Below are 26,237 nucleotides of genomic sequence, written 5' to 3'. Positions count from 1 at the left end.
GTCATGGTAAATGAACCGACCGTGCGCAAACTGCACGAAATGCGTCTCGCTACCATGGCAGAGTCATTCCAAAAGCAATTACTGCACCCCAGCTTTCAGGAGCTCTCTTTCGAGGAACGATTCGGCATGCTAGTAGACCTGGAGTGGTCCAGGCGTAAAAATAATCGGCTGGCCACATTAATCCGCAAGGCAGATTTTCAGCAATTGAACGCCAGCATTGAGAACATCGAATATCATGCTGACCGCAAGCTGGATCGTGCGCAGATCCTACGCTTGGCAACGGGCGCCTACATTCATGACAAGCTCAATATCATCATCATGGGTGCATCGGGTGCAGGGAAAACGTATTTGGCCTGCGCTTTCGGGATCGCCGCCTGCCGGAACTTCCTACCCGTGAAATACATTCGCTTGCCAGAATTTCTAAACGATTTGGCGGTAGCACGAGGAGAGGGCATCTTTCAACGGGTCATGAAACCCTACAAAAAAGTTCCGCTGCTCATTTTGGACGAAGCTCGGGACTTGCTTGAAATCGTGGAAGCGCGCCATAAAACCGGCTCCACCATCTTCTGCTCCCAGTTCACTCCGGGAGGCTGGCATAGCAAAATCGGTGAAAGCACACTTGCCGATGCCATTCTCGACCGCATTGTACACTTCTCTTACACGATAACGATTGGAGGCACGGATTCCATGCGTAAACGCAAAGGACTAATCAAGTAATCCCTCATCAGGAGCTACCTCTTTATAGGTGGCTCCTACCACCGGAGGGCTGGCTCATTTTCCCCGGAGACCTGACTCACTCATGACCGGAATGCTGGCTCTATTTCATCGAAATATTCATCTGAAGAAAAATGCCGTAATTGAGCCATTACATACGTATGATTTGCCACAAGGCAGCAAGGTTTCGCTAGATGAAAAGGTTCAAATCGGAACGCCGCAAAAACGCATGAAGCATCCATTGCGTATGATCCAAACAGAGGATTCGGAAGGCAATATGCTATTTCTAATCACGAATCGCTTTGATCTATCCGCCGATGAAATCGGTGAGATGTATCGCAGCCGCTGGGCCATCGAAACGTTCTTCAAGTGGATGAAGCAGCACATCAAGATCAAATCCTTCTACGGCACAAGCGAAAACGCAGTGATGAATCAAGTCTGGATCGCGCTCATCGCGTTCTGCTTACTGATTATGATCAAGCAAGAAACCGGAGTAAAGCATAAGCTGCTGCAGATCTATCGATGGCTCAAGGTGTTTCTCTGGAATACCTATGACGTGTGGTTCGCGAAAATGAACCGACAACCAAGCCGCACATCAACCGGACGGAAAAAGAAAGTGATTCACTGAGTGAAGAAGAACTGTTACTAATGGCTATAAATGAATAAAATTACCAAATGGATGGAGTTACCTTTAAGGGGTTCTCGACCTTTTGGTTTATTTGATCAAAACTCAATTTCTTAATTTTCAGTCGATTTGATTTTTAAGGTTTATGCAACGCTAGTGATTCTATTTAAAGGATGTTGCGATGTTTATTTCTTCATGCACCTTGGAATTATCTTTCCATTTTAATGATACAGCATTATTTATTTGTACAACCGAAGGATTATTTATTAAATACTCCCTAATCCTTGAGAATTGTAACGGTTCAACACCAATATTTAATCCTTTATACAATTCAACAAACATTTCATAATCCTTCTGTTCATCAAGAGTCAATCTCCAATGTGGAAATTTAAATTCATCTGGAAGCTCTACTTTATTCACACGAAATAATTGAGGATTATTTACAAAGTAAAACGACAAGTATTCTGTATAATCCAATGTGTGACCTAACTCGACCAGCTTGTTTAAAGCATGGACTGAATATACATCCGCACCAGTTCCAATTGCATGATTACTTGTAGCTAATGTAAGATCAGCTCCATGTTGTAAGTGCTGATCAATGAGATAATCAATGATTTCTGGTGAAACTGCAGGACAATCTCCAGTAACACGCAGAACAATATTTGCTTCAGTTGTTTTTGCAGCCTCCAAAATTCTATATGCTACATTTTCCGGATCCCCTTTAATAACCTGAACTCGTCCATTTAAATCGAAATTCGCCAAAGGTGCATCATCTTCCAAATAAGAAGTTGCAAGTACTACATGATCTGCTTTTTCAGCTGCTAAGCAGTTTAATAAGCAGCGCTTTATGGATTCTACACCGTTTATTGGTAATAGTGCTTTTTTCTTCAGTCTTGTTGACTTTAATCTGGCTACAACTGCAATTGTTACTTTTGGTTCTGTAACAACGGTTGCCGAGATTGATTCATTTTTCGCAATATTAACTTTTGATATAAGTGGCAGGTTCTTTTCAAATTCTGAAGGCATGTATCCTTCTATATTCTTAGTGCGTTTATATGCGATTTTATCGAGAGTAATAACTTCACCCTGTAAAATCTCTTGATTAGCAACAACCCTTATAGAATCTTTTAAATATTTTCTTTGGGACTCATTAACTATGGTATTACCGTTAACAATTTCAGCCAGCCTTATTTTTTCGACCATCTCTTGAAATTCATTAGGCTCTAGGGAAGAATAATAATCATAACCTTTTAGTGATCTATCCAATGTAATATGTTTCTCTATAACACTTGCACCTGCAAAATAAGCATAAACTGGAATATCCATTGCAGCTGGCTTATCTCCATCTGTATGGTCTGCAAACCCTATAGTACAAGTATACTTTTCTTTTAAATAGGTTAATCTCGCTAGATTTACATCTTTCTCATTAGTTGGATACCCTTGGAAACCATACATCAAGATAATTGGCACTGACGTAACGTCAGTGACAAATTTTAATATTTCCTCGATCTCATTATCGTACCAACCGCCAATACCGATCAGAATAGGTTTTTTAAAGTTAGCTATCTCATTAATCAAAAGTTTTGATTGAAGCACTGTCGAAGGAACTTTAAATCCCGTGATATATTGATGATATTTTTTAGCAAGTTCCAAACCCCATTTATCAAATATATCAACCCATACTTCTAAGTTATTTTGGGCGGCCAAGATTATTGCCTCTCCCCAACTCGATTCATCAATAAATAAATCCAAATAAGCATCATACCATTCATAGTCCGGTGTAGCTAATTGATCATATTTAAACCATTGAAATTTAACAGCATCCGCACCTGCTTTGGCAGCCTCGGATATAATTTGCTTTAAATTGTTTATATTACCTTGATGGGCATTCGCTATTTCAGCTATGATCTTAGCTTTGACCAATATAATTCACCCTTTCATCTACTCCAATAATCCCCAATTCACCGGAGTACCTCTTTCGATATCTTTTTTTACACTTTTTCCCAATAAAATATCATAATACTGTGGCGCCAAGCCATAACCTGGGCGAATTGCCCGAAGATTCTCTTTCGTGAATATGTCTCCGGCTTTCATATTTTGAACAACATATAGTGATACATTAAGGATGGCTTTTCCTTATCAGTCACCCCATAATGAATCGACCCTATTGATTTCCAAGCCCGCTCACTCTCCTGAACAAGCGCTTGAAATTCTGCCGGTTCAGCGGAAAAAGCAGCATCTACGCCACCGTCCGCTCGTGACAAGGTAAAGTGCTTTTCAATGACCGTAGCTCCCAAGGCAATGCTGGCAACTGCGGCGCCAATTCCCATGGTATGGTCGGACAAACCTACTTGAGTACTGAACAATTCACTCATATGAGGTATGGTACGAATATTGGTATTATCTGCAGATGCAGGGTAAGTACTTGTACATTTTAAAAGGATGATCTCGTTACAACCTGCATTGCGTACTTCACGAACAGTCAAGTCCAATTCCGCCGCAGTCGCCATACCGGTAGAGATAATCATTGGCTTGCCGGTAGCTGCCACCTTACGAATAAGAGGAATGTCCGTATTTTCGAACGAAGCAATATTGTAGCAAGGTACATTCAATGATTCTAGAAAATCAACAGCCGTTTCATCGAATGGAGTGCTGAAAGCAATAATACCTACCTCTTTACAACGGTCAAAAATTGTTTTATGCCAATTCCAGGGAGTGCAGGCTTCTTGATAAAGCTTGTGCAATGATTTACCTCTCCATAAGCTATTAGGATCATCTATAAAGAAGTCGCCATCGGCAATATCTAAAGTCATAGCGTCCGCAGTATATGTTTGCAGCTTCAGAGCATGTGCTCCGGCTTTGGCAGCAGCATCTACAATGGCTAAGGCGTGGTCCAATGATTGGTTATGGTTGCCGGACATTTCTGCGATAATGAACGGAGGAAAACCTTTTCCTATTTTTTTAGTTCCTAATTCAATATACCGCAACATTAAATACCCTCCCTAATCAATATTTATGAGCCTTCCCGGATAATTCAGAAACAGAGGTATCCCAACCTTTGATAAGTAAATACTCATACTGTGCGCGATCTTGGGAACGGTGAAAACTCCCTCCCGGCGGTTGCGGATAAGATTTTATTGTACCATTACGAACATCGGGCCATATCCTACAAAATAGTTTCTCAATTCTCTTAGTTAAATATTCGTAACTTGTAAGTAAAGTTTCCTTCGTATCAAAAGTCACTCTTTCTTGAGCTAAAATCTCTCCTGTATCAAGGCCTTCATCGATAAAATGAATGGTTACGCCCTTCGGGGTATTCTCTAAAAAACTCCAAAGGTTTGGATCGGTACCTCTATTCCAAGGTAAGTATGAAATATGAAGATTGATAATTTTTTTAGGAAAACGGGCTACAATTTCCTTTTTTATAATGTGCTGATATCCATAGCTTAAAATAAAATCGGTATAGTTCAATATCTCTGGTCGTTCAATCAAAGAGGACTCTATATGAATCACTTCATCATTAAAAGATTTGATAAAATCAATCAAATGTGGTCGCTGTGGTCCAAGAAACAAAATTTTCATCAAATTCCCCCTGTTTAATTTTTAATAAATGATGCAACTTTTTGAACCCCATCACCTTTCACTAGTGTTTGAGCTCTTTGGCTAGATGTAACTAAGCGATGAGGATTTGAGCTATAAGCCTCAATACCTTCCACGATATGTTTAACCTGGACATTCTCTGAGATTCCAAGGTAAAGGTCAATTCCTAATTCTGAAGTCGTTTTGGCAATTTCAACCTGGTTTTCCGCTACAGCAATAGTAACAGCAGGAAGCCCTAAGCATAACCTTTCCCAAGTAATTGTGCCCGAACTACAGATGGCAAGATCTGCCCTTGCAAACATATCCGCCATCTTAGATACCTGAATAAAAAGTTTAGTATTTGGGATATTTGAACAAATTTTTTTAATCTTCTGGGCATTTGGATTATTGATACCAATAATTACATATATTAGAATATTTGTTCGATTCGATTGATTAATTGCTTCCAGTACCTTTTGCGTCTCATTTGTTGGATCAGTTCCACCAAAACAAACTAAAATTGTTCTTATCTTCCCTTCCTTCTCTACTAACTCTGGTCTCTTATTAAGAAATTCAGGTCTTAACAAACAAAAATCAAGACCTAACAATTTAATGCAACTTTCAGGTACTAAATGATTGTAACGCGAATTCAAATTCTTATATAGATTTTGATCTAATAATATATCACAGTCATGCTTTCTATTAGCCAAGTCGTCAATAACCATAATTTTATTTACAAATGGCCTAACGTGTTTTTCCCAATCAATATCCAATGAATAATGATCCACAATCAACCAATCGATTGTTTCACCAATTTTTGCTATGATTGTTGCGGTAAGTTCTGCATCATCTTTCCATCGGCAACTCAGCCAGTCAGCGTGTTTATGATTCATATTTTCGTCTAATTTTTCTGTAGGTGACACCCATGTCAATCGATGAACAAAATAACCTTTATTCTCAATAATTACACAAATATTGGAATGAAATGTACGGCAAACAAACGAAACTTTAGCCCCTCTTCGGCTCAATTCATCAGCTAGCGTTAGGCAACGCATCACATGCCCCGTTCCGATTTGAATGGAAGAGTCAACTCGAAATAGACAATTCATCGTCAAAATTCCTTTGATGAATAATAACAGAGAACCTTCCGGATAGCAGTAATGACATCCTGGGCATCTTCTTCTGTCATTTTTGCAAATAAGGGAATGGTAATGATCTCTTCATATACCTTTTCAGCTACTGGGCATAGGCCCCTTTTGAAGCCTAATGACTGATAGTAAGGATGCAAATGGACAGGAATATAATGAACATTAACCCCGATATTTTCACTAAGCAGTGCTTTGTAGATTTCATTTCTCCCTACATTCAATTTTTTTGTATCAAAATGAAGGATATATAGGTGACAACTGGAAACCCCGTGCGCCATTTGATATGGTAACCGAATATAAGGTTCCATGCTTTTAAATGCTTCGTTATATATAGATACAATACGTTTTCTTCGTTCCAAAAATCGGTCAATCTTTGTTAATTGGCTCAATCCGAGTCCCGCTTGAATATCCGTCATTCGGTAATTAAATCCCAAATTATGCATTTCATAGTACCATGGCCCCTGGTTTTCATTAAGTTTGTAAGGTTCGCGTATGATGCCGTGTGTCCTGAATTGTACAAGCTTGTCATAATATTCTTCACTGTTAGTTGTAATGATTCCACCTTCCCCGGTTGTTATATGTTTAACCGGATGAAAGCTGAACATCGTCATGTCGCTTATTGACCCGATCTTCTTTTTTTTATAGCTCGCCCCTAAAGCATGAGCTGCATCCTCAATGACAACCACTCCCCGCTCTTTAGCAATTTTCAATATTGGATCAAGATCTACTGGTTGCCCAGTGAAATGGACAGGAATAATAGCTTTTGTTTTTTCATTCACCGCTTTACGTACTGCATCAGGGTGGATATTATAAGTTTTGGAATCAATATCAGCAAAAACTGGTATTCCTCCATTGTAAAGGATACAATTTGCACTTGCAGCGAAGGTCATCGGGGTAGTAATCACTTCATCACCAATCTTTATACCGGCAACAAAACAAGCAGCGTGTAAAGCAGCAGTTCCATTAGAAAAAGCTACTGCAAATTTTGCACCGACAGTTTCAGCTAACTTACTCTCAAATTCACTAATTTTAGGGCCTGTTGTTAGATAATCACTTTTTAAGACATTCACAACGGCTTCAATGTCGTCCTCTTCCAACCATTGCCTTCCATATGGAAGAAAGTCATTCCTGACTGGCCGTCCACCATGAATAGCCAATTGGCTCCATCTGTTTTCTTTATCCATTGATATACTCCCTTTAATAATAATAGACTCTCAGCATTCGCCGAGGCAGATGGGACAAGGGTTTCCCCGAACCATCTTTATTAGCATCCTCCTACTTGGGTAGGGGGATTTTTCAATTAATCCCATTTTTCATTATGGGAAATATTCTAGAATTTTTTGGCGATTTCCTCAGAAAACACTTGACTTTTCTCAAATTTCGCAAAATCGCGAGAAGGGTATGCCCCTTACTACTCACGATTGGAGCGTGTTCCCTTTTGAAGCCTTCTTTCATTCCTCATTCTGATTACCAATCTTTTGTTCTTCATCATTTTCATACCTCTATCGGTCCCGGTATTGTCCTCATCAACAAGGATTGGCCTTTGGCTGTGAAGCTTTGGATGACCGATTTATCTGCCATCACTACCTTGCTTATGGATGAATACTCCGATCAAGGGCCGGAGCCTCGTGATCCCGCATCGCTATTCCGCTCTTACCTGATTCTTCCTCTAACCAATCCGTCGATGGGCATCACCGAATGGGTCAATGAGTTAAAGCGTACACCTGTCTATGCGATCTTGAGTGGCTTCTCTCTAACGGATCTTCCCGGCGTAGGCACGTTCTATGACTTCTTCGATCGCCTCTGGCCAGGCCAGCAGTCGATCGCAATTTGAGGCCTATGCTTCAGCGCAAACGCAAGGGCAAAAAGAAAGGCAAGAAGGGCGAGAAAGCGCCCACGACGCCAGGAAGAGTTGAACGTTTGGTTAAATGGATGATGCGTCATGCCGACAAACAAGCTGCTTTACCTGCTGATCTTTTGTTTCATTTCTTTCAATCGCAGATTGTTGCTGTATCTGCACAGTTCGGGTTGCTCGGGGATATGTCGGCGATTAGCGCAGCCGGCGACGGTACGCCAGTCGTCACATCCGCCTATCCCCGAAGCAAACCCACTTGCGATTGTCGCGCCCACGGTATAGCTGATTGCAACCATCATCGTCTTTACTCCCAGCCCGACTGCAACTCGGGCTGGGATAGCGCCAGAGAGCGGTACTTTAACGGCTACCACCTGTACATGATCTCAGCGGCGGACAGCAAACACGATTTACCCTTATACCCCAGACTGCATCCTGCTTCCCGGCACGATGCGGTCAGTTTGGTCATGAGCACAGTCGAATTCAAGCAACGTTTCACCTTGGGCACGGTCGATAACATGCTTCTCGACGCCGCGCATGATGCGGAATCCATCTATCTTCTTCTTGAACATCAAGGCATGGAAGCCTTCATTGATTTGAATGTTCGCTCCAAGAAGAACATAACCAGCACAACCGCAAGCGATATACAGATTTCACCCACAGGAATTCCGATTTATCCAAACGGAAATCCTATGAAGCCTAATGGGACGGATTACAAGCTCCATCGTCGCAAGTGGAGATGTACACCGGCTTGTGGTTGCTCTACAGCCAAGTATGGTCGTACCTTCTACACGAAAACCAAGGATGACCCTAGACTGTTTACGAAAACGCCTCGCGATTCGGAAAAGTGGAAGCTGACTTACAAACGCCGCTCATCCATTGAACGTTCTAACAAGCGTGAGAAGATCGACTACAAGCTCGAATCCGGCAGGCATAGTTCTACGATGATGTGGTACATGCGACTCTACGGCATTATGATCTGCCAGCACATGGACGCTTGGTATGTGAGCCAAAAAGATGAATGGGACAAAAAGAAATCCATGATTTGCCCTTCAGCAGCCTAATTTTTAAAAAGCCTGATTGAAAAATTGGTGGAGTCTGCCCTTTCATGAAACTGGTTTTCATCTTCCATATTTTTTCCAGCATAATTTCATGGCTATTCCGGCATCGTCTCTAGAATTCCTCATTTAATTCCGAGAGTCTATAAAACACAATTCGCACTGGCAGCGAATGTCATCGGTGTCGTAATTACTTCATCTCCAGTCGTAATTCCCGCTGCAAAGCAAGCTGCGTGAAGAGCTGCGGTACCATTTGAAGAACGCGACCGCATATTTTGCTCCTGTGTAGTCGGCAATCGCCGATTCGAATCGTTCAACAACCGGACCTGTCGTCAAGAAATCGCTGCGAAGCACTTGGATCACCGCTTCAACATCGGCATCGTCGAGCAGCTGTTTACCATAGAATAAATATTCGGAGCGTACTGGTGTTCCTCCTCGAATAGCAGGTATTGCTTTGTCTGTCATCCGCACTTTTCTCCTTAGATCAGATTAGTTGATTGAATCCACTGTTCCGTTTTTAAGATACCGTCTTCCAATCTAACTTGCGGCTTCCAACCGAGCAGCTTTTCCGCTTTATCGTAATTACAAAGTAGTTTTGCAATTTCGCTTTGTGGATGAATATGTGGGATATGATTGATACGAGAGTCGTCCTTAACAATCAGTTTAGCAAGATCATTAATGGAAATGTCGCGTCCAAGCCCTGCATTGACGATCTCACCATTTACCCGATCAGAATAACCTGCCCAAGCTACGAATCGGGCGCAATCCTCCACATACAGTAAATCACGGGTTTGAGAGCCGTCTCCATAAATATCAAGTGTTTTCCCTTCCAGCTTACGCTTGATGAATATGGCCATAACACCGCCTTCTCCGCCCGTTTTTTGAAATGGGCCATACGTATTGAACGGACGAATGACAACGACTGGCAGACCGAAGGAGTGATGATAAGACAACACCATATTTTCTGCAGCAATTTTCGCTCCTGCATAAGGTGATGCCGGCTTAATCGGATCAATTTCCATGATTCCTCTAAAAGAGACAGCGCGGTTATACACCATGCATGTGCTCATGAAAACAAGCTTGACACCGTGCTTTCGGCACTGCTCTAAAATATGAAAAGTACCAACCGTATCGTTTTCAAATGTTGTCGCAGGATCATCGATGCTCTCCTGAACGTTGATGCTTGCGCCCAGATGGTAGCATATATCAAATTGTTTAAGAAATAATTCGTTTAGCAAAGCTTGATCTTTAATATCCCCAATTATAACTTCCATCAGATTTTTCTTTCCCTCAAATTCTTTGATATTTTCAAGTCGGCCGTTGGAAAGATTATCAAGTATCCAAACCTGATGCCCATCTTCCAGCAGACGTTGTACCACCCATCGACCAATAAATCCCGCGCCACCTGTAATCAAAATCCTCAAATGCATTCACCCTTTCATTCGAACAAATTTATTTCAGAAACAAGTCGTCTTACTTCCTCTGATGAAATAGGCTGTTGATTATGGGAACTGTAGGTTCCATAAGCAGCCTTAACCGCATCCTGGTAATGATGCCTCTTCACAAAATTGGAAGGAATAATGTACATATCCGGCAGTTCCAATGCCCAGCGGGATTCCTCTTCCGTCATAAGTTCTTCAAACATTTTTTCACCGGGCCTTATGCCGATTGTATCCACCTGCATATCCTCCGGCTTCAAACCAAATCGATTACAAGTCTCTTCTATTACAACTGTGGCCAAATCTTTCAAATTGATAACTGGCATTTTCAAGACAAATACCTCTCCGCCTTTTGACTGCTGAAGTGCTTTGATTGTTAATACGGTTGCTTGTTGCAACGTCATCATAAAACGGCTCATAGAAGGGTCAGTTAACGTTATTCTATTGGCTCTTTTTATTTGTTTTACAAATAACGGAATAACAGACCCTCTCGAACCGAGAACGTTGCCGAATCTCACAATGGCGAATGTCGTCTTACTCAATCCCTTACTGAATTCTGCTACCGCAACCAGTCTTTCTGAAGTTAGCTTCGTAGCGCCGTATGTGTTCGTTGGTGAGATTGCCTTATCGGTACTTGTAAAAACAACCTTCGTTACTTTTCGTTCAATGGCTGCTTTGATCACATGATTCGTACCGACAATATTAGTCAGCACTGCCTCGTACGGGTTATATTCACATGCGGGAACATGCTTCATTGCTGCGACGTGGAACACATAATCAATCTCTTGCATCGCAATGCTTACTCTCTCATAGTCCCTTACATCCCCAATAAGAAAGCGAACATTCTGCGGATTCCCAAGCTCGTTTGAGAGTTCAAACTGCTTGTATTCATCCCTGCTGAATATACGAACAACCTTCGGCTGCTGTATTAGTATATGCTTTAACAAGCTGCGGCCGATTGTACCGGTACCGCCAATGATTAGTATATTTTTGTCTTTAAAAAACATGTGGCACTCGTCCTTTAAAATAAATGTGAGAAGCGATTTGCTGAGACACCCGCCTAATTTGCCAAACAATTGCGATAAAACATGCTTGATAGTCTTCTATTTAACGATAGTCTCCTTTCTTTTCAATTGGTAAGGCTGTTCATACACCAAACTTGTATAAATACTGATTTACTTCCATAAAAATCACCTTAATTGCATTGTATGTTAAAGCTTCATTATAGGAACGGCAAACAACCTGAAAGATGAATGATATCAAAAATGATAGTATTAGCACTCGTTCTGTCGCCTTTTTTGAGAGAGACGAGAGATTGCTGATGCAGTCAAAATATAGAAAATATATTTATAGTGGAACGACATCGGAACGAGACATCCAACAATTCATAAAATCCGTAACAGGTATTCTTCTTCTTTAGAATAAACTCCAAGTTCTTGAGACGAACTTCTTTAATATTAGTTGGAAACTATGAAACTATTATTTTAGATAAATCCACCATATGCTCTTCAACAGTACCGGTAGGCTGGTAAATATCTTTCAGGAACAAACTTTGAAAATATAATACTTTTTCATTATTTGTCCCGTCCGGGATTACCAGTCGAATTCTTTTTTTGAAGCCTCTATCCATAACCGCTTGGACAAGTTCGGCAACTTCTCTAATGGTAAGCGTGTCGGGTCCATAAACATGTAAGAGAGGAAAATCTTGCATCCTGGAGAAAGAGTGATTGATTACTTTGCAAATGTCGAAAACCGATACAAAATTTCTTTGCTGCAACCCCGAGGTTTCCAACACAATTTCTCCAAACATAACCGCCTGTCTGCAGAAAGAGAAGGGTACAAGGCTCCATCGGTTAAAGGCGATCATATCCTGCGGGACGCCGATAAAGGTACTGGGACGTATGACCATTCCCTTAATTTTCCCTTGATTCGTATAAATGCGGACATACTCTTCTGCTTGAAGATGGCTGATTCCGTAGTCATCTTCGGGGAATGGAGATGACAATTCATGAATGTGACCTTCAGGATGGCCGAACACATTTAATGTGGACAAATATACGAAATGCTCGATCCGATTGGCTACGCAAAAATCTAACGCTGCCTTAGTACCAAGTATATTTTGTGCGATACTGCGATATGGATGCGCAAGACAGCTCTCTTTATTTGCGGCTGCAGCGTGTATAAACAAATCCACCTTATCTGAAATCCGCATATTGGCTATCGATTCAGGACTGTTCAAATCAAAAAAGATATTTGCGTTCTCGCGACGCATTGCCCGAATTACCGTCCATCCGTTTGAAGCAAAAAAATCACATGCGATCGCTCCAAAATAGCCAGTGGCGCCTGAGATGATCAAGGACTTCGTCATTTATATACACGCATCCGTATCTTCATATTGTTTGATTTGCTTCAAACAAATCTCTTTAACGTCTTCATCGGCCATAAAGCCTCGCGTCCATTCTACGATTAGAGATATGGCCTTTTCCACACGCCACTTGGGATACCAGCTTAATTCGGCCTTCGCTTTGGAGCAATCGAGCTTTAGTAGTTTAGCCTCGTGAGGCTGCTCTCCTCCGCTGCTAGCAATTTCAAAGCTGCCTTCCCAATGGCTTAACAGCTCCTTAACTACCCATTCAACCGTTCTTACATCCTGATCCTCCGGACCGAAGTTCCAGCTTTGTGCATAAACAGGGCCCTTCTCATATAAACTCTTCGCCAATAATAGATACCCATAAAGCGGCTCCAGGACATGCTGCCACGGTCTGATCGCGGTTGAATTTCTTATGATTATTTTATCTCCCTTCATTAAAGATCTGATGCAATCGGGAACAAGTCGATCCGGCGCCCAATCCCCGCCGCCAATGACGTTTCCCGCTCTGACAGAAGCCAGACTCACGCCATGCGTTTGATAGTCTGACGGATTGAAGAAAGAATTTCGATAAGCAGACGTCACCATTTCCGAACATGCCTTGCTATTGGAATAAGGATCGTAACCACCTAGAGTATCATCTTCTCGGTATCCCCAGTGCCATTCCTTGTTTTCGTAACTTTTGTCCGACGTTACATTCACGATCGCTTTAATCTTTGCTCCCAATTGAACGGCATGCCTAATCGATTCAAGCAAATAGACCGTTCCAAGTACATTGATTTCATAGGTCTCGACCGGATATTGATAAGATTCTCTGACAATCGGCTGTGCTGCCATATGAATGACGATATCCGGATTCGAAGCCATAATAGCTTGCTGCAGCTTGGGCCGGTCTCTTATATCCCCAATAATGGAATTCATAGATGAACTTAATCCGCATAACTCATATAAGCTCGGGGAAGTGGAGGGTTGCAGGGCATAACCCGTTACCTCCGCTCCCATAGCTTGCAGCCACAAACAGATCCAGGCTCCTTTAAATCCGGTATGCCCCGTAACAAATACTTGTTTACCTTTCCAAAACGTAGAGTCGATCAAATCTTTCCCTCCTTTTAGCCGCTATTCTGCTTCAGGACCACTTTTTCCAAGGCGCTCGCCCCGACTTCCATAATTCATCCAAATAATTTCTGTCTCGCAACGTATCCATAGGATGCCAAAAATTCGTATGCTTGTAGGCCATTAATTGCGATTGCTTTGCAATGTTTTCTAAAGGCTCTTTCTCGAAGACAATGTTGTCACCTGATATATAATTGAATACTTCGGGCTGCAGGACGAAAAAACCGGCATTGACCCATCCCCCGTCTCCTTTAATCTTCTCCGCGAATGTATTGACACTGTTCTCTGAAGTAATATTTAAGGCACCAAATCTGCCGTTTGGTTGGGTAGCTGTAATGGTAGCCAACTTGCCATGGGAATGGTGAAATTCGACCAATTTTCGAATGTCAATATCTCCAACACCATCCCCATAAGTCAGCATAAACGGCTGATCACCAATATACTTTTGAACTCGTTTCAATCTTCCGCCCGTCATGGAGTCTTTACCTGTATCCGCAAGCGTAACGGTCCAAGGTTCTGTCGTATGATTATGAATAATCATTTCATTCTCATTCGCAAAATTAAATGTAATATCCGAATTATAGAGAAAGTAATTGGAGAAATACTCTTTAATCATTTCCCCTTTGTAGCCGAGGCATATGATAAATTCGTTAAACCCATAGGCTGAATAAATTTTCATAATATTCCATAAAATTGGATGGTCTCCGATTTTTATCATCGGTTTTGGTTTCATGTCCGTTTCTTCACTAATACGGGTACCAAACCCGCCGGCCAATATAACAACTTTCATATCGAATCCCCCCTTCCATAAGCCTCATAAAGCTTATCTACCATATATTTGACCATCTCACGATTAATGCCTGGATGAACGCCTAGCCAGAACGTCCGTTCCATAATAATATCCGTATTCGCTAAGTTGCCGACAATACGATGCGGGATGTTCTTATAAGCTGGCTGTTTTAACAAATTCCCTGCAAAAAGCAAGCGTGTTCCAATGTTATTCTGCTCCAAATATTGGATGAGCTGATTTCTAGTAATAGGAGATTCCGTCCTCACTGTAATTGGAAACCCGAATGGACTAGAGCTGCTGTTCGGCGTTTCACGGGGTAAAATAAGCATATCCTGCAGCTCAGAGAGCCCTGCTTGCAAATCATTGTAATTTTCCCTCCGCTTGGCTATAAATCTCGGCAGTTTTTCTAATTGCGCTACTCCTACCGCCGCTTGCATATCGGAAACTTTTAGGTTGTACCCGATATGATTGTACGTATATTTATGATCGTAGCCTGGGGGAAGATCTCCCAGCTGCCACGAAAACCTCTTGCCACAAGTATTGTCTTTCCCCGGATCGCACCAACAATCTCGACCCCAGTCTCGAAAAGACTCTACGATTTTTTTTAACCGAGGATTGGAAGTAAGGACGGCGCCCCCCTCACCCATCGTTATATGATGCGCCGGATAGAAGCTGACAGTCGCAAGATCACCGAATGTTCCAACCTTTTTCCCCGTATACTCCGCTCCTACCGCATCGCATGTATCTTCAATAAGCCATAATTGATATTTATCTGCAATTCGTTTTACTTCAGCCAAGTTAAATGGATTACCGAGAGTATGGGCAATCATGATGGCTTTTGTTCGGCTGCTGATGGCAGCTTCAAGCATATTGGTATCGATATTATAGGTAGGAATGTCTACATCCAGGAAAACCGGAATAAGTTGATTCTGAAGAATGGGATTTACCGTAGTAGGGAAACCGGCCGCAACCGTAATGACTTCGTCACCGGGCTGCAATCGGCGTTCTCCTAACGATTCCGAGGTTAACGCGGAAAGCGCAAGCAAATTTGCACTTGATCCCGAATTGGTTAACATCGCATACCGAGTATCCATAGTGCGGGCAAATTCCTTTTCAAATCGTTTGGCATACCTTCCAGCCGTCAGCCAGAAATCAAGAGAGGAATCTACCACATTCAGCAGCTCCTCCGCATCAAATGTTTTTCCGCTGACCGGTATATAATCAACTCCCGGCACAAAATCCTGCTTAGCCCATTTTTTTTCATAATATTTTGTTGTCAATTTCAAAATTTGCATTCGAAGCTCATTGTGTGTTGAACTGATTGTTATCATCCCCTCTATTCGGCAATCAGGTTCCTCTTTACGCCTTACGAATTGACATTCAATAATTTTTGGAGAAATAGAAGATCCTGTTTTTTTATATTCGGATCCTGCTTAAACTCCGTGAAAAAATCAAACCTGTCCAAATCTCGCTCTTTCAATCTGACTGGTTGCGTTCTCTCGCCGTTCGGACTCGCTGTCCTTTCAATATAATGATTAACCTCAATTAACGCGTCGTATCCACCCTTTGCAATATGCAGGGATAATCGAGCTTCCCCCGTCCAGAAGTTTTTGGCATAATACTGGCTGTCTTGGATCGCTATATTACGATACGCCGTAAGGGGTGGTGCAGGCATATATCGGAGGCTAGCAATGAATGAATAATAATCTGCGCTCCGCATTAATCTAGTGCTTCTAAATACCTTTTGAAAAGCTTGTATAGACACAAAATGAATCACGCCCACGTTTGGATTGCCTTCCAGGAGGTCTACAACTCTCTCAAGATACCTATGATGTTTGTAATAGTCACCTCCATGCAGCGTAACGACGAACTTACCTGTTACCTTGGTAAGGGCAAGATTGGAATTTAATCTCCACCCCAAATTCTTTGCGTTTTGCCAGATTTTAATTCTCGGATCTTTATATTTTTGTATTTTCTGGAATGATCCGTCTGTAGAGCAATTATCTATGATAATCAGCTCAAAATTTTTTACAGTCTGAGACAATACACTATGAACGGCTCTGTCGATTGTGGCTATTTCGTTATAAATAGGCAGGCATATGCTCACTAATACTGGATTTTTCGTTATTGACAAAAGAATCACCCCTTTGCATGTACCCATTCTTCGATCGCTCGTTTTCCGCTTAGCAAGCTTTGATCGCTCCATAAATAATCCCATTCCCCGAATCGTCCTATAGGAGTGATGCCGATGCTATTCAAATATTTCCTAACCTGATCTCGCCTAGAAATCATGCCATGATCGAACACAACATTGGCGAATCTTTCCACTTTCAAATCGGCAAATAATATTTCGTCATCGGTTGCAAGCTTCATCTGTTTCAAACAGTTAACGGCATGCTCAAGCAAATAGGATTTAGAGAACGGGAGCGGCTTATATTTTGAATAGAAGATTTCAAATTGCAGAGAGCTGCAGTTTTTCGGCGCATTGTCTGATGATTTCAAGCTTGGCGAATGAACGCGCGATGCAAGCATCTCCTCGTCGTAAATATAAAACCAAAGTGAATCGACAGTCTTCGGCTTGCTTAAGCCTATAGATATTAGAGCAACCGAAGTAGCCCATAAGCTATCTGCTAACTCCACTATTTCTTTAGGAGCTCCATCAATCATCGGAATGAGTTCGGGTAAAGGTATACTGCTAAATAACTGTTCGTAATGCGCTTTGGTCCCGTCCGTAAACTCCACATATTTCAACTTTGGTTGAATTCGTGCGGCCTTTTTGTTGATGCGAATATCCGTCCCTGAAACCATCGGTTCCATGAAAGTTCGGTACCCGCCCTTGACGGGGTATCGCATCTCTTTGGCGTAATACGTATTGGGTGTTTGGCTTGTCATAGTGCCCTGCAGGACCTCCTCCAAAGTCGGTCGGTACATACGATTACCGATCCACTTTGTACTCAACATTTCCGGTGGGACCGTCCAATATTTTTGGGTATATATGACAGGAAAGCGATTCGCGATATAATCTCCGTATTGATGGACAAGCCATTCCATATAATTCGCAGGATTATATAAAGTAGGACGATTCAAAAAGCTCATGACGGCCTCAACTTTATCCAAGACATCCAACGGGTATAAGTTGTTTTGTACCGGGTGCTTAAGCCATTTCCCTTGTTCAAAATTAGAAGGGTTTGGGTAGTGGGATAGGAAAGGAGTTTGATCAAATATGGAACGAACATACTTATTATTTGTAAAAGAGAGATGGATCGCTTTATCGAATCTGAATCCGTCTATGACAAAATTGTCAAGTAATCCACCCCAAAAGCCTTGTGCTTCGTAGACCACTGCCTTTTTACCCGACAATCTTGCATGATAAGCAGCTGATATTCCTGCGATTCCAGCTCCTAATATGACGATCTCAGACATAATTGCCCCTGTCTTTCTTCACTATATGTTTCCATGAAAACGCCTGTCCCTCGTTGACCGGCTGCAGCAATGTCCGTCCAAATAGTTTGTCGAAATCGTCCGGACCCATATCCGCCCAATCTTCCATCCGCTTAAACTGAATATCCCGCTCCGTCAATATCGCGTCGATCGGCAAATCTCGTGCTGCCACCATTTGCTTGCGAGAATGCACATACTTTTTCTCATCCTCTTTAAGCTCGAATTTCAAAGGGCCGCTCATTAGCGAAATCATATTCGTATTTTCCGTAAATTGAATAAACGTATTTGCTTCAATGGCAGATTCGTCATCTATGTGTTTGCTCACAAAATCCAACGTGACATGCTGTTCAAATACGCGCGCTCCGAGTCCATATGCTGCGGCATATGCAACATATCTCTCTTGTTCGGAATGTGCTGCGGTATGGTCGGCATACCCGACTGGAAAACCGAATAATTTTTCATACATCGGTATCTTTTGCAGATGCAGCGATGACGGAGGCGTTGGATACTGCTGTATGCCATACATGAAAACGATATTTTTCTTGGGCGAGAGCATGCGGATGGTATATTCGATATCGGGCAGTGTCGCTCCTCCCACGCCGACGAATAACGGCTGCTCCGCTTGAGACAGCTTCCTGAGCATGTAGGCATCATGCATGCTTGCTGCATGGATTGCTAAAGCATCAACTTTCTCATCGATCAAAAATTCAAGTCCCGGCAGCTCGTCAGCCAATCCGACGATTGCGAGCTTATGCATGCGGCAGCGGGCGAATACCTCCTTCCATTGTTCGCGAGTGAGCAACCACTTTTGCAATCTCACAAATAAAGAATGGTTCGCTGCCATATATGCGTCCAATTCCAACATAATATGAAGCTTCACCGCATCAGCTCCGGACGACTTCAAATCATCGATCAATTGGAGCAAATAGCTTAAGCTGCCTTCATGATTGTACGCGGTTTCTGCAATTCGAAATATAGTGGCAGGCTTTTCCTTATGACTTTGAAAGTACGTTCCCATATCTTTCATTCTGTTAAGTCTCCTTCCTTAACTTTTATATATCTGTTCCTTCAGCAGCAGCAGCCGTTCCATTTGATCTTGATACAGCCGCTCGATTTCCGCCTTCTTATCCGAAGCAAGCTGTTTTTGTACAACTTCTCGATTGAACAAGGAAGCATAGGGCAGCCTATCTATTGCGCTTAAAATAGAGCCGAGGCTATGCCGTTCACCCAGCATCTCTCCTAACTGTTGCAAATAATGCAGATCCTCGTAGGTATCCAGGGTAAGCCTTACATCTCGGAATTCCTCCTTACGAGCTTGTATAACGTGAACGTCGAAAATATGGGGCTGATTTAACCAGTACCCCCATATTTCGGTGTCCGAATCCATATTTTCCTTAAATGTAACCACGGTTTTCAATGCTTCGTAACGAATGCCGTAAATGGAAGCTCCTAATGGCAGTCCTTCCACATACATAAAGTCAGGTTTGCGCAGCAGCGCTTCATTGGTCAATAGATTCGCATATTCGACCGAGAAAAAAGGATTATCCGCCGTAATTGAAAGAACATAATCTAATCTATAAAATGTAGCGGCCTCGTATAGCCGAAGAAGCACATCGTCCGGATGCCCCATAAAATAATGTACACGCTGGGCATGCGCGGCTTCGACCAATGGCGCGTCCTGCAGATTGGTCGAAGTGCACAGCACAATTTGATCTACCCGGCTTACCATCTTTGCCCTTTCAATGACGTGATCAATAACCGGCTTTCTCCCGATATGAAGCAAAAGTTTAAGGGGGAGTCTTGTTGATTTCAATCTAGCCGTAATCAGCACGCCGATTTTCATATAATGATCCTCCTCTATAATGGATCCTACTCTTTAATTACACTCCACCGTAAAGCTACTATATTCTATTGCAAACAATTGAAATATGCTCTAGACACCTGTTTCAATGTACGCAAATAAAACAAAATTGGTTGACTGCCCTATCGTATTTGGCTCCTTTCTCTCATAAGATACATAGATGATAAACTCGCAACTTCGAGCATTCGATCTGACTGCATATTTCTTTCATACGTTTCGCAATGTCAGGTATAAACATGTTCCTGTCGTTCGGGCAATGGCCTATCCATTCCATCTAGATGCCGTCAAATATTTCAAAAGCACCAAACGGGCAGGCCTACGGTTGATACGTAGCCCGCGCCAAATGTACGCCAAGTTGATCGCTAGCGATCAAGTAACAGCGGTACCTTATAAACCTAGCGAGCTTGTAAAAGCTAAAACAATATTTAGTTCTTTGGTTATAGATGGGTTAGGTGTAAATATAAAACAAAACATCATTTGCATCGAAAAGAAGAACAGCCGGTGGTTGAAGGCTCCCTAGCGGCCGGTCGTCTCCAAGCAGCTCACTACAACACGCTGTTGCGTCAAATCAAATCAATCGTGAACCTGAAAGGTGTACACCCTTACTTCAAGCGTAAAGGCTTCATGAAATGGATCACGTCCTAGCTTCGTTCGGTTATGCGGAAAATAGACGGTATCGATCAGTTATTCTCAAAAAATAACATTAAGGCAATCGTCCAGTCCTCATCCGTTAATCCGATGGGTTACCTGCTTGTGCATATGGGCAAGCAGCGCCGCATTCCTACGATGAATTTTCAATACGGGCTGATCGACACATACCAGATTTTATCTACAAACGTGGATCATTACATCGCTTGGGGAGATCAGCATCGAAAGCGGCTTACGCGGTATGGCGCTCCTCAACATAAATTTCATCTTCACGGGAACGCGCGGTTCGACCCCATCTTTAATGGCAAATGGATGAATAAATCACAAATCTCGAGGAAATTAGGCATAAACGGGAACAAAACGATATTCGTTTATCCCGAACAGCCTCTGAAGCCGCGTGATAACCGAATCGTCATGGAGCGAATCATTCGGGCTCTGCTGCCATTTCGTAATAAAGTCGCGCTCCTTGTAAAGAAGCATCCTCGTCAAAAAGGAAGCGGATTATCTCCTGGCATGATGCGCAAATACCCGTTCGCTAAGCTTATTCGTCACCGGGCAATCCGACTTTACGATCTGCTGAGCGGTACGGACGCTGCATTTGTGCAGTTCTCCACTACCGGTCTCGAAGCCATGCTGTTCCGTAAACCCGTCATTGCGCTGTCCTTCTTTCCCAATACGAATAAACACGAATACTCTTATTATGCTTCAAGCAAATTGTTAACATCTGCGAAGGGACAAAAACAGCTTCGGACGATTGTGTCGAAATTCATGAACAGAAGCTCCTATCGACGGCTTATGATGAATAAGCAGCAAAAGTACCTTCTTGGCGCTTACAGCGGCAGTGGGAACGCAAGAAAAAATATTAATGATTTGATGGCATCCATTTAATGAGGTAAAAAAAGGGTTGAGCAGAATGTTATTTCTGCTCAACCCTTTTCCGCTTTTGGTACTTTGCAGCTTGGCCCGATGTTGACATAATCGCCGATTGGGCAATCATGATCGAGTTCTGCTGCCGTATTAATCATACAGCCACGTCCCGATGAGGGTTATGTTCTTTTTCGAATCATCACCGTTTGCTTAAACTAATGAATCTATGCCTAAAGTTATTCCTATTACCTGGTTTGTTTAACTATCTTAAAATAGGATATAAAACGGTTGAGGATGCGGTGAAAGGCTGCGAACAGGAGCGTTGCCAGGTGCTTTATTATTCGGCGCTAGTCCTCTTTTATCCTCGCGGGAATTTGCAGGATGCTGCTAGCTGGCATTGGGCAGATGAAAGCGGGATGAACATAGACATTGTCTCGGCAGTAATTACAAAAGAAAAAGTCCATTCCGTCTATTGGAATGGACAAATCCTGCTTGTATGAAAGGATTAAACTGGTTGAATCACAATAACAGGTAGACCACTATCATCAATATATACAACATAAGAAGCTCCACTTGTACCCTTTAATACCAATCCCGGTTGATTCGCCACCCCAGTGGCATCGAACTGTACAGTTGTAGGTAAAGATGTACTTGAAGTTGGTTGATCGGTGACTATCACCCTAGATACTGCTGTGACATTGTTGCCTGCCGTCACGTCAGTACCTGCATTTACAGCTCCTGCGGTAGCGGTTATATCTCCTRCGGTAGCGATTATATCTCCTGTAGTTGACGTAATATTCCCTGTGACGCCGAGCGTTCCCCCTACTGTCGCGAGACCTGTGACGTCGAGCGTTCCCACCTGTGACGTCGAGCGTTCCCCCTACATCCGCATTGCCTGCTACATTCAAGTTAGTACCTGCATTTACAGCTCCTGCGGTAGCGGTTATATCTCCTGTAGTTGACGTAATATTCCCTGTGACGCCGAGCGTTCCCCCTACTGTCGCGAGACCTGTAACGTCGAGCGTGCCCCCTACAGTCGCATTCCCTGTAACGTCCAACGTAGTGGCATCCAAGTCATCTACTGTTGTAACTCCTGTGACGCCGAGCGTGCCAGTTAAAACCGTGTCGCCAATGACATTCAAATCATCGTTGACTTGTAAGTCAACAACAGTTGTTTGACCTGTAACGCCCAGTGTGCCAGTTAAAGCCGTGTCGCCAACGACATTCAAATCATCATTGACTTGTAGGTCGACGACGGTTGTTTGACCTGTAACGCCCAGTGAACCTACTACAGTCGCATTCCCTGTAACGTCCAGCGTGGTGGCATCCAAGTCATCTACTGTTGTAACTCCTGTGACGCCGAGCGTGCCTCCCACAGTCGCATTTCCTGCAACGTCCAGCGTATTGGTAACATCCAGRTCGYTGAGTGTTGTGAGACCTGTGACGCCGAGYGTGCCCGTTAAARCCGTTTCTCCAACGACATTCAAATCATCATTGACTTGTAGGTCGACGACGGTTGTTTGACCTGTAACGCCCAGTGTACCTACTACAGTCGCATTCCCTGTAACGTCCAGCGTGGTGGCATCCAAGTCATCTACTGTTGTAACTCCTGTGACGCCGAGCGTGCCCGTTAAAGCCGTGTCGCCAACGACATTCAAATCATCATTAACTTGTAAGTCGATGACGGTTGTTTGTCCTAATACGCCGAGCGTTCCTGTTAAAACCGTTGAGCCAGTGACATCCAAATCATCGTTAACTTGTAAGTCGAAAACAGTTGTTTGACCTGTGACGTCAAATGTTCCTCCTATTGTCGTATTGCCTCCGACCGAAAGCGGACCGCTGGTGGTAACGGTGTCGCCTGCTGCGTTCCCAAGGTCCGTATTGCCATTCACAGTCAAATTGCCTGCTAGCGTTAAGTCAGGGCCTAGCGTTAATCCGCCGTTGATGGTGATGTTGTTAACCGTCGTGTTGCCGCCGACAGTCAAATCACCCGTGATCGTTTCATCCCCCCCGATGTTGACATTGCCGGGAACTGTTACCGTGTCCGCCGCCGCATTCCCCAAAGTCGTGCTTCCATTCACAGTCACGTTACCCGTGACCGCCAAATTGCTACCGATGTTGACATTGCCGGGAACTGTTACCGTGTCCGCCGCCGCATTCCCCAAGGTTGTGCTTCCATTCACAGTCACGTTGCCCGTGACCGCCAAATTGCTACCGATGTTGACATTGCCGGGAGCTGTTACCGTGTCCGTCGCCGCATTCCCCAAGGTTGTGCTTCCATTCACAGTCACGTTACCCGTGACCGCCAAATGCCTACCGATGTTTGTATCGCCTGTAATCGTAGTGACATCGATTGTCGCGTTCCCAAGCTTCGTATTCCCACGTACATCCAAAGTATTTGTAATTATTACGTTGTCAAATGTGGCCAATCGATCAGCTCCTAACTAATATGATTTAAAATACATACTCACGGTTCAGCCCTTTCTTAAGAATGGATTACAAATTAAATATACTCAAAAATTTAAATAAGTTTACAGATATTTGTCATATTTACAAAAATATACTAGTGTTACTGGTCAATGAATCTAGTATTTAGGTAAAGCGCAGCATGCGATCGAACACGATTTTCCTTTACCCCAGATTCGTCTGCCGGACGGCTGAAACAGGCAGAGCTTGTCTCAAATACACTCAGTCCTTTACAGGGGAGATCCTAGGTACCACAGAGTAAATAAAAAGAGGCATTTATTACTGGACGCCTCTCTTTTACTAGCTGTATGACCTTTACATACTATAACTAAAAACGGAAATAAGCAGCTATGGAAGCACAAAGGAGGATTAATGAGACGAATGAATTTTCCAACAGGCATGAATGCAATATACAGCAAAAGTGAAATTCGCAAGGATTTCATTGCCGGTACATCCAGAGTTATCCTTACGGTGCCTTTCTTTTCTTAGCGTCTATCAAAGACCATTAAAGGTCTCAAAGGTCTATTTATTGCTTGTTTCTTCAATCGCGGGGGTTCGATGAAAATAATGCGGCCAAGATTAAATCTTCAGCGATTCGATAGGAGAAATAACTACCTCATTTTGCGGCGGCTCGTATCACTCAAACTTTTCCTTGACTTCTTAAACCTCAATTTTTTATTTTTCAAAGCAAGTGCTCTAATTTGTTTTTTTCTTATAATTTCCAGTCTTTTTCTTATAAGAGCAGCTTTCTTTCTTTTTACAACCAGCATCTTATTTACTAAGACATTTTTCTGCCGCAGAATACAGTTTATAAGTCTCAAGGTAACCATAGAAGGAGGTACGGAACTTTGCAACGTCTTGCTTATGAAATTAGCAGCCTGATTCTGCAAGCTAGTACGGAGTTCCCCCCTCCTAATCAATTTCTTTAAATGTAACAGAAGATCTTCACTGCCGAATGCGGCCAAGCCTGCGGATGCATGGACCAAATGAGCGTGGAAATCATTATAATTCAGGTCATAGTCGTAAGGTATAAGCGGCTGCAGTACGATAATTGCCTTCTTTAAACTTGCTGCCTCAATGGCGGTATTAGAAGAAATCGTCATCACAACATCTGAATTACCCATAATATTATAGATTTCGTCAGATTTTGGAAGGATCCTTATTCGGTGATTATCTTTGTAAAGAGAATAGTCAAATTTATCCCCTGGATGGGGTTTTATTAAAAATGTGACCGGTAAGGATGAATGATTAGTTACTTTATCGATCCAATTCATTATGGTAGAGTTTACGCTGTTCACAAAATGTTGGCTTGTATAGGTAACTACAAGATGCTCCGGTGGAATACTCCATTTAGCGATAAATGAGTTTCGTTCATCTACAATCACCCGATTCGCATATTCGAATTTCAAATTTCCCGTTATGGTTATTTTATTGGAAGCGATCCCCCTTCGTTCCAGCCATTCTTTATAATGAATTCCCCATACCGCATAATGGGACGCTCTTGAAGGGATCATTGTTCGATCTGCAACCAATAGCTGCGGAATATTGATAAACGGTATATTATATTTATTGCCAAGTAAAGCAAGCGTGGTACCGGGATTCACAATTTCAATATGGTCCATCATAATGCCTATCCGGCATTTCATAATCATGTTTTCTAATACAGTGATCGATTTGATTGATAATAATGAGCGAGTATATAACCATTTGGAAAAAGTCTTTGATCCGAATATAGGATGTTTATGATTCGCCCTCACTAGATTAGTAATGCTCTTCATGACATTGTTTTGGACAGCAGATGAGACTTTCACCCTTCGCAACTCAGAATAGTAATCGAATACCTGAAAATTGTTTGGCAATACTTTTCCTATCAAAGCAATCCTATCCTGCACAGTAGATACAATGAGCAAGATTTGATGTTTTTGCAGCTTATCCAAAGCAAAAGATAAAAGGCGCGCCGGCAAAAGAATCCGATTTCGTCCTGGCTCTTTAGATAAATCCGTTCTAACGGACGGCTTTCGGAGCAATACGGACTGAACGTCCTTTATTGTTGTTAGCTTATGCTTTCGTTTCATGGATTCCAAATACGCTTCGTTGCTTAATTGGTCATCCACAAAGTGTCTAATATGAACTTGAAAATAATTTATTATCGTTAGTGGAATTTCAATATCCTTAAATCTAAGGAATTTGAAACCTTCAAAAAACTCCTTAATTAATGCGTATTTAATGACATGATGAGCATTTAAGCTCTCCTCGCCATACATGTTG

Annotated in this window: 22 protein-coding genes and 2 pseudogenes; 6 read left to right on the top strand and 18 right to left on the bottom strand. The window is 42.5% G+C overall.

Annotated features, from left to right (window positions below; all coding sequences use genetic code 11):
• The first annotated feature begins 3 nt into the window (after positions 1–3).
• Positions 4–717 (top strand): ATP-binding protein, encoded by a 714-nt coding sequence (locus ASG81_RS11985; protein ID WP_056633944.1) that lies wholly within the window; start codon positions 4–6, stop codon positions 715–717.
• Between the two features lie 82 nt (positions 718–799).
• A complete protein-coding gene (locus tag ASG81_RS11980; RefSeq protein WP_056633941.1) occupies positions 800–1,342 on the top strand; it encodes a transposase in 543 nt (180 codons plus the stop codon).
• 159 nt (positions 1,343–1,501) lie between these two features.
• Here ASG81_RS11980 and ASG81_RS11975 read toward each other — a convergent pair whose 3' ends face one another.
• From ASG81_RS11975 to pseC, 5 genes and pseudogenes are all read right to left on the bottom strand, one after another.
• Positions 1,502–3,262: an N-acetylneuraminate synthase family protein gene (locus ASG81_RS11975; RefSeq protein WP_155971447.1), complete on the bottom strand. Its 1,761-nt coding sequence runs from the start codon at positions 3,260–3,262 to the stop codon at positions 1,502–1,504.
• An 18-nt stretch (positions 3,263–3,280) separates the two neighbouring features.
• Positions 3,281–4,329, bottom strand: a pseudogene (gene pseI / locus ASG81_RS11970) (pseudaminic acid synthase).
• A 16-nt stretch (positions 4,330–4,345) separates the two neighbouring features.
• A complete protein-coding gene (locus ASG81_RS11965) occupies positions 4,346–4,921 on the bottom strand; it encodes a formyltransferase family protein (protein WP_056633938.1) in 576 nt (191 codons plus the stop codon).
• Between the two features lie 14 nt (positions 4,922–4,935).
• Positions 4,936–6,027: a UDP-2,4-diacetamido-2,4,6-trideoxy-beta-L-altropyranose hydrolase gene (gene pseG / locus ASG81_RS11960; RefSeq protein ID WP_056633934.1), complete on the bottom strand. Its 1,092-nt coding sequence runs from the start codon at positions 6,025–6,027 to the stop codon at positions 4,936–4,938.
• A 2-nt stretch (positions 6,028–6,029) separates the two neighbouring features.
• Positions 6,030–7,250: a UDP-4-amino-4,6-dideoxy-N-acetyl-beta-L-altrosamine transaminase gene (gene pseC, locus ASG81_RS11955; RefSeq protein ID WP_056633931.1), complete on the bottom strand. Its 1,221-nt coding sequence runs from the start codon at positions 7,248–7,250 to the stop codon at positions 6,030–6,032.
• Positions 7,251–7,504: 254 nt separating this feature from the next.
• Here pseC and ASG81_RS32700 point away from each other — a divergent pair, with 254 nt between their 5' ends.
• Together ASG81_RS32700 and ASG81_RS11950 are read left to right on the top strand one after the other, a co-directional pair.
• Entirely contained in the window at positions 7,505–7,900 is a 396-nt protein-coding gene (locus ASG81_RS32700; RefSeq protein WP_235548837.1) for a hypothetical protein, read from the top strand.
• Between the two features lie 5 nt (positions 7,901–7,905).
• Positions 7,906–8,982 (top strand): transposase, encoded by a 1,077-nt coding sequence (locus tag ASG81_RS11950; protein ID WP_235548836.1) that lies wholly within the window; start codon positions 7,906–7,908, stop codon positions 8,980–8,982.
• Positions 8,983–9,122: 140 nt separating this feature from the next.
• Here ASG81_RS11950 and ASG81_RS11945 read toward each other — a convergent pair.
• The 11 genes and pseudogenes from ASG81_RS11945 to ASG81_RS11895 form a co-directional block, all read right to left on the bottom strand.
• A pseudogene (locus tag ASG81_RS11945) lies at positions 9,123–9,441 on the bottom strand (aminotransferase class I/II-fold pyridoxal phosphate-dependent enzyme); the annotation flags it as partial.
• Positions 9,442–9,455: 14 nt separating this feature from the next.
• The gene (locus ASG81_RS11940; protein WP_056633925.1) at positions 9,456–10,400 is read right to left on the bottom strand and encodes a dTDP-glucose 4,6-dehydratase; all 945 of its coding nucleotides are present in this window, start codon (positions 10,398–10,400) and stop codon (positions 9,456–9,458) included.
• A gap of 14 nt (positions 10,401–10,414) precedes the next feature.
• Complete coding sequence (locus tag ASG81_RS11935) at positions 10,415–11,422, bottom strand: SDR family NAD(P)-dependent oxidoreductase (RefSeq protein WP_056633922.1); 1,008 nt, start codon at positions 11,420–11,422, stop codon at positions 10,415–10,417.
• Between the two features lie 461 nt (positions 11,423–11,883).
• Positions 11,884–12,783, bottom strand: a complete 900-nt coding sequence (locus ASG81_RS11930; RefSeq protein WP_056633920.1) for an NAD-dependent epimerase/dehydratase family protein — start codon at positions 12,781–12,783, stop codon at positions 11,884–11,886.
• Positions 12,784–13,878: a CDP-glucose 4,6-dehydratase gene (gene rfbG, locus ASG81_RS11925; protein ID WP_056633917.1), complete on the bottom strand. Its 1,095-nt coding sequence runs from the start codon at positions 13,876–13,878 to the stop codon at positions 12,784–12,786.
• 31 nt (positions 13,879–13,909) lie between these two features.
• Entirely contained in the window at positions 13,910–14,686 is a 777-nt protein-coding gene (gene rfbF, locus ASG81_RS11920) for a glucose-1-phosphate cytidylyltransferase (RefSeq protein WP_056633915.1), read from the bottom strand.
• A complete protein-coding gene (rfbH, locus tag ASG81_RS11915; RefSeq protein ID WP_056633912.1) occupies positions 14,683–16,017 on the bottom strand; it encodes a lipopolysaccharide biosynthesis protein RfbH in 1,335 nt (444 codons plus the stop codon). The genes rfbF and rfbH overlap by 4 nt, the downstream gene beginning before the upstream one ends.
• 35 nt (positions 16,018–16,052) lie before the next feature.
• Positions 16,053–16,820, bottom strand: a complete 768-nt coding sequence (locus tag ASG81_RS11910) for a glycosyltransferase family 2 protein (RefSeq protein WP_056633909.1) — start codon at positions 16,818–16,820, stop codon at positions 16,053–16,055.
• A 5-nt stretch (positions 16,821–16,825) separates the two neighbouring features.
• Positions 16,826–18,109, bottom strand: coding sequence for a protoporphyrinogen/coproporphyrinogen oxidase (locus ASG81_RS11905; protein ID WP_056633906.1), 1,284 nt, complete (start codon positions 18,107–18,109; stop codon positions 16,826–16,828).
• A complete protein-coding gene (locus ASG81_RS11900) occupies positions 18,102–19,154 on the bottom strand; it encodes an N-acetylneuraminate synthase family protein (RefSeq protein WP_056633903.1) in 1,053 nt (350 codons plus the stop codon). Before ASG81_RS11900 ends, ASG81_RS11905 begins: the two co-directional genes overlap by 8 nt.
• Positions 19,155–19,172: 18 nt before the next feature.
• Complete coding sequence (locus ASG81_RS11895; RefSeq protein WP_056633899.1) at positions 19,173–19,970, bottom strand: cytidylyltransferase domain-containing protein; 798 nt, start codon at positions 19,968–19,970, stop codon at positions 19,173–19,175.
• A 675-nt stretch (positions 19,971–20,645) separates the two neighbouring features.
• On the opposite strand from ASG81_RS11895, the gene ASG81_RS11885 reads away from it, so the two are divergent.
• Positions 20,646–21,524, top strand: coding sequence for a hypothetical protein (locus ASG81_RS11885; RefSeq protein WP_056633894.1), 879 nt, complete (start codon positions 20,646–20,648; stop codon positions 21,522–21,524).
• Positions 21,525–21,832: 308 nt separating this feature from the next.
• Positions 21,833–22,003 carry a hypothetical protein gene (locus tag ASG81_RS30800; RefSeq protein ID WP_155971445.1) on the top strand — a complete coding sequence of 57 codons (171 nt, stop codon included), beginning with the start codon at positions 21,833–21,835 and terminating at the stop codon, positions 22,001–22,003.
• 216 nt (positions 22,004–22,219) lie between these two features.
• On the opposite strand, the gene ASG81_RS11880 is transcribed toward ASG81_RS30800, so the two are convergent.
• Together ASG81_RS11880 and ASG81_RS11875 are read right to left on the bottom strand one after the other, a co-directional pair.
• Entirely contained in the window at positions 22,220–23,932 is a 1,713-nt protein-coding gene (locus tag ASG81_RS11880; RefSeq protein ID WP_056633891.1) for a beta strand repeat-containing protein, read from the bottom strand.
• Positions 23,933–24,580: 648 nt separating this feature from the next.
• Positions 24,581–26,233, bottom strand: coding sequence for a hypothetical protein (locus ASG81_RS11875; protein ID WP_056633888.1), 1,653 nt, complete (start codon positions 26,231–26,233; stop codon positions 24,581–24,583).
• Between the last annotated feature and the right edge of the window lie 4 nt (positions 26,234–26,237).

The sequence above is a fragment of the Paenibacillus sp. Soil522 genome, from assembly GCF_001428245.1.
Taxonomy (GTDB): domain Bacteria; phylum Bacillota; class Bacilli; order Paenibacillales; family Paenibacillaceae; genus Pristimantibacillus.
Note: the sequence above shows the minus strand (reverse complement) of the source record. Positions and strands in the feature narration are given on the sequence as shown.